Source organism: Lactiplantibacillus sp. YT640 (assembly GCF_049745435.1).
Lineage (GTDB): Bacteria > Bacillota > Bacilli > Lactobacillales > Lactobacillaceae > Lactiplantibacillus > Lactiplantibacillus plantarum.
On sequence record NZ_JBMNVY010000064.1, the window covers coordinates 1 to 6,164 of the forward strand.

Consider the following 6,164-nt stretch of genomic DNA (forward strand, 5'->3'; position numbering starts at 1 on the left):
AAAATACTCGACTGGCAAACACCGTATCAGGTTATGCTGACAAATTTGTCCAAAAATTCGGATTAAATTTGCAATCTACCAATTACGAACTTAGCTCAGGATATTTCTTCATGTAACGCTCATCACTAAAAAAGGTACCCGCCTAATTTGCGAGTACCTTTAACCATTACGGCTGCCATTAATGTGGGCCGTCATCCTTTGGTTCTGGGTGTTTCTTTTCTGGTGCTTTTTCTTGCTTGTCATTTTGTTGCCGCCACTCTTCTGTCGTTAACATGTCTTTAACGACTAATTTTAACTTAGTCACTTGATAACCAGTCATTGATTTAACGGCCTTGGCAACCTTATCCGCCACCCGTGCTAGAATCTCCTGACCATTCTTGCCATAAGCTAGAATGGCCGTCAATTCAATTCCAACCGTCTGGTCATCGTCATCGGTATCCACTGAAACGCCGGTCTGCGGGCGATCCTTATCCGTAAAGCGATTGGAAATATCATCAATCAGATTTCCCTGTAAGCTCAATACCCCTTCAACTTCTTGGGCCGTGTTACTAGCAATCTTTGCCAATACCGTATCGTCAAAAACAACTTCTGGTTTTAAAGATGTCGCTGTTGCTTCCATCAAAATTCCTCCTTGTTTTGTCAAAAATCGTCTTACCAATGACTACTCTAAACGACCGTGCTATTCAACTTGCCGCTTATCTGTTGATTGATCCGTATTTGGTTTGCCAGTGGCCTGATCTTGCCAATCACGCTTGCTCATGACGTCACTGACATGTACCTTAATTTCAATGACCTTCAAGCCAGTATACCGTTCAACATCTTGCTGAACACGTTGACAAATTTGATTGAAGATTTGTCGCATGTCCTTACCATATTCAACGATCATCGTCATATCTAAAGCAACTTGTTTCTTACCAACTTGGGCGTCAACCCCCTGCGTCGGGTCAGCTTCATCACGAAAGCGGTTCGTTAAATTGCTTAACATGCCGCCTTCTAGGGATAACACGCCGTCAACATTGCGTGAAGCTAGACCGGCGATTTTTTCAATCACACCGTCATCAAACGTCAATTGAGTCTGTAATTGTTGTTCTGGTTGTGCCATTGTAATTCCTCCCATTATTTAGATAAATACTCACTCAACTTCTGACTAACTGCAGCCAAATCGACGTGGACAAACCGTCCAATCGCCCAGCCGATCAGCCCTAAAACTGCGACTAATAAGACTGCCGAAAAACTGGTTAATACCCAGACGATACCTAAAAGCAGTCCAATCAGAAAACCATACTGTGCGTTACTCATCAGGACCCTCCTTTACACCACGGTTAACTTACGCTGGTGATTTGCTGGCTTAACTTGCACTACCGGTTGTTCGACCGTCAATCCCAATTGATTCTTCAAATAGTCCTGTGCCAAGGTTGCCGCCTGTTGGGCCGTGGTTTCTAACGATGCGTCAGTATTAACCATCGCATCAATCTTTACTCGTACCCGGCGACGACGCCGTAATTTCAAGTGAACCTCAGGATCAATTAGATTCAACTGATTAACGAGTCGGTACTGCAAATCACGTTCCAAAGCCCGTTGCGGAATCGTTAACTGGCCAACCTTGCCATCATACGTCAACGTGCTGACTTTAACTGGTCGAAACAAGCCGACAATTACCAATAAGATACCAACGATTCCGGCAATAATGGCAAAGACCATCAATAAGATACTCCAAACCATTGGGTAGTTAATCGTCAGATCAGCTAACCAGGACGTCAACCACGGGATCGGGTACAACTGACCCAGTTCAAAAACCGCTAATAACACCAATACAATTCCGACTAACGTCACCGTAAACTTAGCTAAGCGGCTCATCTAATCACCGCCTAACGTTTCTTACGCATGCCGAAGATTGCAGAAACGATTAATACTAAGATAATAGCACCTAAGATTGAGGGTACCAATGCCATACCAGCTAACGAAGGTCCCCAAGTTCCAAGCAATGCTTGACCAATCCAGGCACCAACTAAACCGGCAATAATATTGCCAATGATCCCCATTGGAACGTCACGGCTGGTAATCGCACCTGCTAACGCACCAATGACACCACCAACAATTAATGACCATAGCCATCCTAACATTCTAATCACTCCTTACAGTTATATTTGAGTACATGCTTATGATAACCATAATTTAATTTTGGGACAATTAATATGCACACTGGTCGAATTGTCACTTAAAATCTGAACAATTACCATCAACGAATCCCGCCGCTTCGCAATTTAACCACAAACATAAAAAAATCAGCCTGCCAATTGTTACATCGCAAGCTGATTATTTCTATTAAATTGACTACTAATAACTGCTCTGACTTAGCTAGATTAGGCTGGTTTAGCCGGAGTCTGTTTGGCTGCCGTCAATGCTTGATTGATTACCTTGGCGTATAAAATATCACCAGCCCGAATGCCACCGAAGTGTACGCCATCCGTCCCTTTGAAAACTTCTGGATGTTGCGCCGCAATCTTGCCCCAGTCGGCAACCGTAATGAACTTATACTTAGCTGGCAGACGCCGTTCCAAAACGGCCAACTTTGATGAATTCCAGTCAGCATCGGCCCGGGCATTATAAGGTGTCATCAGAATCAACTTGTGCCCCGGCTCCAAGTCATGAATGATCTTCATGGTTTGTTCTTCGTAATCATCCAGCGCGTTGGTCCCAATACAAATCACCACGTACTGCCGTAACGTATGGCTTCGCTGCTGGTTCATCATGACTTTATATGCCAGGTTCATCGTCCGATCGCCCTCCGCATCAATATTGCTGTTCGCGACGTGATCGCCCAGGTAGCTCCGCGTCCCCAGCGTGACACTGTCACCAATAATGGAAACGCCTGGTGCCTTTTCTTGGTCACCTTTAGGCGTTGCCTGCTTCTTCTTGGGCGTCACGGCCGCGAGCACAGCTTCATGAGTCGTTCCGATTTTATCAATATCTTGGTAAATCCCGCTCACCCATAAATTCTGTTCCAGTGTCGAAAGTTGCGGCGCATTTTTGACTACGACCCCGGTATTAACTGCCAACAACACTCCTGCGGTGATAACGGGTAACTGCAACTGTCGCCACGTCACTGTATGACCGAAAACGTGGGCGCGTTTGCCCGCAATCACTGGTTCTAACACGTAGTATGACAACGCGGATAGGATAATCGACAGTACCGTCGTGAGCAGCGCCGCCAACCAGTTGACCATCATGTGTGAAAAAATCACGTACAACGGCCAGTGATAGAGATACACGCTATAGCTCACATCCGCTAAGAACGTCATCCACCGCGGTTCCTTGAGGTTCGGCGTGTGGTCATGCAACAACCGGGCGCCATAGATCATGATGCCAGCGAGTACAGTAGCCAGTAACAGCCCACCCTGATACGTTTGTAGCGCATCGAACTTCATCCGGTCGCCTAAAGCAACTAACAATATAAAACTAATAAGCATCACCGCGCCCGCAATGATCGGATTGCAGTGCGCCGTGGTCCAACGATAGATTGGCCCTTGAGCTTTGATGCCGCTCAGGACACCGATAAGCCCGCCGACAAAGAACGGAAAACAGTGGGTCAGACTTGAAAAGTAGACTGGTGAAAAGTCCTTTAAGCCGACCGCGCCAAAGTACATCATGACAAAGCTTTCAATCGCAAAGGCAGTGGTCAACAGCCCTAAGCCCCAACGAAAACGGGTCAATGCGCGCCGACCACTCGCCAACCGCCGACTGATTTTAGCGACCAACCACGCAATCAGGCCCCATAAAATATAAAAGTGCATTTCAACCGCTAATGACCACGTATGGACAAATAAGTGCGGAATAAACTTGTTTTCATAACTGCCACCCGTCGCAATTTCAAAATAATTAGTCGTAAATCCGAGAGCCGCCGCGACCTGCTTACCAATGTCGGTCACAAAATCGTGATCAATCAAGTAAGTTAGCGGTAGCACCAATAACACCGCAATAAATAATGGTGGCACAATTCGATAAAACCGGCGACCATAGAAAGCCATTAGTTTAAAGTTATCCGAACGAGCAAACTCGTCCACCATTAATGACGTAATCAAAAACCCTGAGAAGGTAAAGAAGATGTCCACCCCGATAAAGCCACCAGTAAACTGGGTTTGGAAAAAGTGATACGTCAATACCAGCACGAGTCCCGTTATCCGTACTAAACTAAACCATTTAATCCGCATTTTCTAACTTACCGTCCCTCGTAATTTTTTTGGCATAAGTCTTGTTGCCGACCCGCAGTTTGACCACACCATTCAACGCACCCTTGCTGAAGTTGCCTTGCAAGCGCCACCCGTTCGGTGCAATGAATTCGCCTGCACCTTCAAACCGGCCATTGGTAAAATTACCCACGTAGCGCCCCTGTTTGTTAACCTGCAACGTACCCTGACCGTCAAACTTGTGCTTCAAAACGGCTCCGCTGTAGCTCATCCGTCCGTGATCCAATTGCACACTTTGCTGCTTCGCCGTTGATGGTGTTAGACTGATAACGGCAAAAGTGACAATACCGATAATCGTGATAATTTCAAAGACCATTCTGCTACTGATTTTTCCCATACCTCTATTCCTTTCACAACCTTAATTCCCCTTGTAATCAACACCACAGACTCTCCCATTCGTCTACGGGTTTACACAGACCATCTCAATCATTGCCCAAAAACAATGATTTACAAGTAATAGCACATATAAATTTGTTTAATTAAATAATTAAAACAGTTCTAATAGTTATACTAATTAATATATTACTAAATATTCAGTCTATCGGGTAGATGAAAATTACCACTTATTGATTTTTCACCATCATCTACGTCAACTTTGATAAACTCAACTAAAAATCAATCATAACTACTCTGAGACACGAAAAAGCAGTCAACTCATCGCATTTGACTGCTTTTTTAAGTAATTACTTTCATCGTTACAGCAAATCAGTTCCAGTCACCCAATTTGCCCTGAGCAACATATCAACAAAGAATTGACAATATCTCAAAGTAACCGACTCCGTCTGAGCAGTACTATGCACCCTTGCTGATGGGCAGCGCGCTACACGTATCATAGTTTGAGAATTTCATTGTCTTTTCTTCAATATACACTACATTTAAGCATGTGCTACCGACTGACCATCCAATTAGTGACCGCCTTTTGCTATTATGCTTACTCTTTTTTCATTAGCTGCTGACCATTTTGTATTGATAATACTTTTTTATCTTTAGAAAGTTTAGCAGTCGCTCCATTAGCGGTTTTGCCCTCAAAGGTTACCTCATTATCTTCCACATTAAATGTGCCGCTATATTTGTCCCTGTAAGTTTTTTTATGTCCCAACACGTCAACCGTTTTTACGACTGTTTCTTTATAGTTTTTGCCATCAAAAACGATCGTATCGGTTCCCAATTCTTCACTTGTACTTGTATACGTTCCCTGCAAACCGCGTGGCTTCAGTGCAATTATGGCAATCACAATCACTACAATACCAATAATAACGCCGATGATACTTTTCTTAGAAACTGTCATCTACTTCCTCCGTTGCTGTATATACTTATTTACCTGCATGACGATCATTCAAGCTTTCATTTTTTATTAATTCCTGGCAATTCGAACAAAACCCTCTTTAAGTTTCACATTCTCAGTCTCTCCCAGAGTAGGCGTCCCATCCCGGCTTTGATCAACGAGCACGATTGGGCTGTCATTTCTAAACGCAAAGAAATAGGTAATATGGTTAGGCAGTGGCGGCTCGGTCCCATCGTGGTTGTAAATCGCGACAACGTTGTATTCATGTGTGCCCTTACCACTGGGTGCCCAGGCAATCGAAGCCCGTTGTCCCTTGACGATGACATCCGACAAATCACGCGGATACAATAATCCGGTCGAAATGTCTAACTCATGCACGCCATCATACTTGGCATAATCCTGGTTCATTGTCTGTGACCATTGCGTCATAAATGCGTCTAACTGCTTGTTTTTGCTAGTATTCCACAGCACACCGTCTTTCTGATTAGCTGCTGTTGTTGAACTAGTGCTTGTCATATTTTGTGCAAAGACCTGCGTATAATTATTATTACTAGGGTCCGTCTTAAAACTACTTAAGTAAGATGCAAATTGAGGCAATGTAGACCGTAGCCAGATAAACATGAGCGAGCTTA

At 44.3% G+C, this 6,164-nt stretch carries 9 protein-coding genes; all 9 read right to left on the minus strand.

Going from position 1 to position 6,164, the window contains the following annotated elements:
- Nucleotides 1-178: 178 nt before the first annotated feature.
- The 9 genes from ACOV1R_RS15635 to ACOV1R_RS15675 all read right to left on the minus strand — a co-directional run bounded on the left by ACOV1R_RS15635 (nt 179) and on the right by ACOV1R_RS15675 (nt 6,048).
- Nucleotides 179-619: an Asp23/Gls24 family envelope stress response protein gene (locus ACOV1R_RS15635; protein WP_003641176.1), complete on the minus strand. Its 441-nt coding sequence runs from the start codon at nt 617-619 to the stop codon at nt 179-181.
- 60 nt (nt 620-679) lie between these two features.
- A complete protein-coding gene (locus tag ACOV1R_RS15640) occupies nt 680-1,102 on the minus strand; it encodes an Asp23/Gls24 family envelope stress response protein (protein ID WP_003644046.1) in 423 nt (140 codons plus the stop codon).
- A gap of 14 nt (nt 1,103-1,116) precedes the next feature.
- Nucleotides 1,117-1,299 (minus strand): hypothetical protein, encoded by a 183-nt coding sequence (locus ACOV1R_RS15645; RefSeq protein WP_003641174.1) that lies wholly within the window; start codon nt 1,297-1,299, stop codon nt 1,117-1,119.
- Nucleotides 1,300-1,311: 12 nt separating this feature from the next.
- On the minus strand, nt 1,312-1,857 hold the full coding sequence (gene amaP, locus ACOV1R_RS15650) for an alkaline shock response membrane anchor protein AmaP (RefSeq protein ID WP_003641173.1): 546 nt from the start codon (nt 1,855-1,857) through the stop codon (nt 1,312-1,314).
- A gap of 11 nt (nt 1,858-1,868) precedes the next feature.
- Entirely contained in the window at nt 1,869-2,123 is a 255-nt protein-coding gene (locus ACOV1R_RS15655) for a GlsB/YeaQ/YmgE family stress response membrane protein (protein ID WP_003641172.1), read from the minus strand.
- Nucleotides 2,124-2,363: 240 nt separating this feature from the next.
- A complete protein-coding gene (locus tag ACOV1R_RS15660; RefSeq protein WP_003641171.1) occupies nt 2,364-4,211 on the minus strand; it encodes an acyltransferase family protein in 1,848 nt (615 codons plus the stop codon).
- Nucleotides 4,201-4,584: a hypothetical protein gene (locus ACOV1R_RS15665; protein ID WP_097558256.1), complete on the minus strand. Its 384-nt coding sequence runs from the start codon at nt 4,582-4,584 to the stop codon at nt 4,201-4,203. The genes ACOV1R_RS15660 and ACOV1R_RS15665 overlap by 11 nt, the downstream gene beginning before the upstream one ends.
- Before the next feature lie 594 nt (nt 4,585-5,178).
- Nucleotides 5,179-5,535: a hypothetical protein gene (locus tag ACOV1R_RS15670; RefSeq protein WP_013355305.1), complete on the minus strand. Its 357-nt coding sequence runs from the start codon at nt 5,533-5,535 to the stop codon at nt 5,179-5,181.
- A gap of 66 nt (nt 5,536-5,601) precedes the next feature.
- Nucleotides 5,602-6,048, minus strand: coding sequence for a DUF4767 domain-containing protein (locus ACOV1R_RS15675; RefSeq protein ID WP_262336898.1), 447 nt, complete (start codon nt 6,046-6,048; stop codon nt 5,602-5,604).
- Nucleotides 6,049-6,164 lie beyond the last annotated feature (116 nt).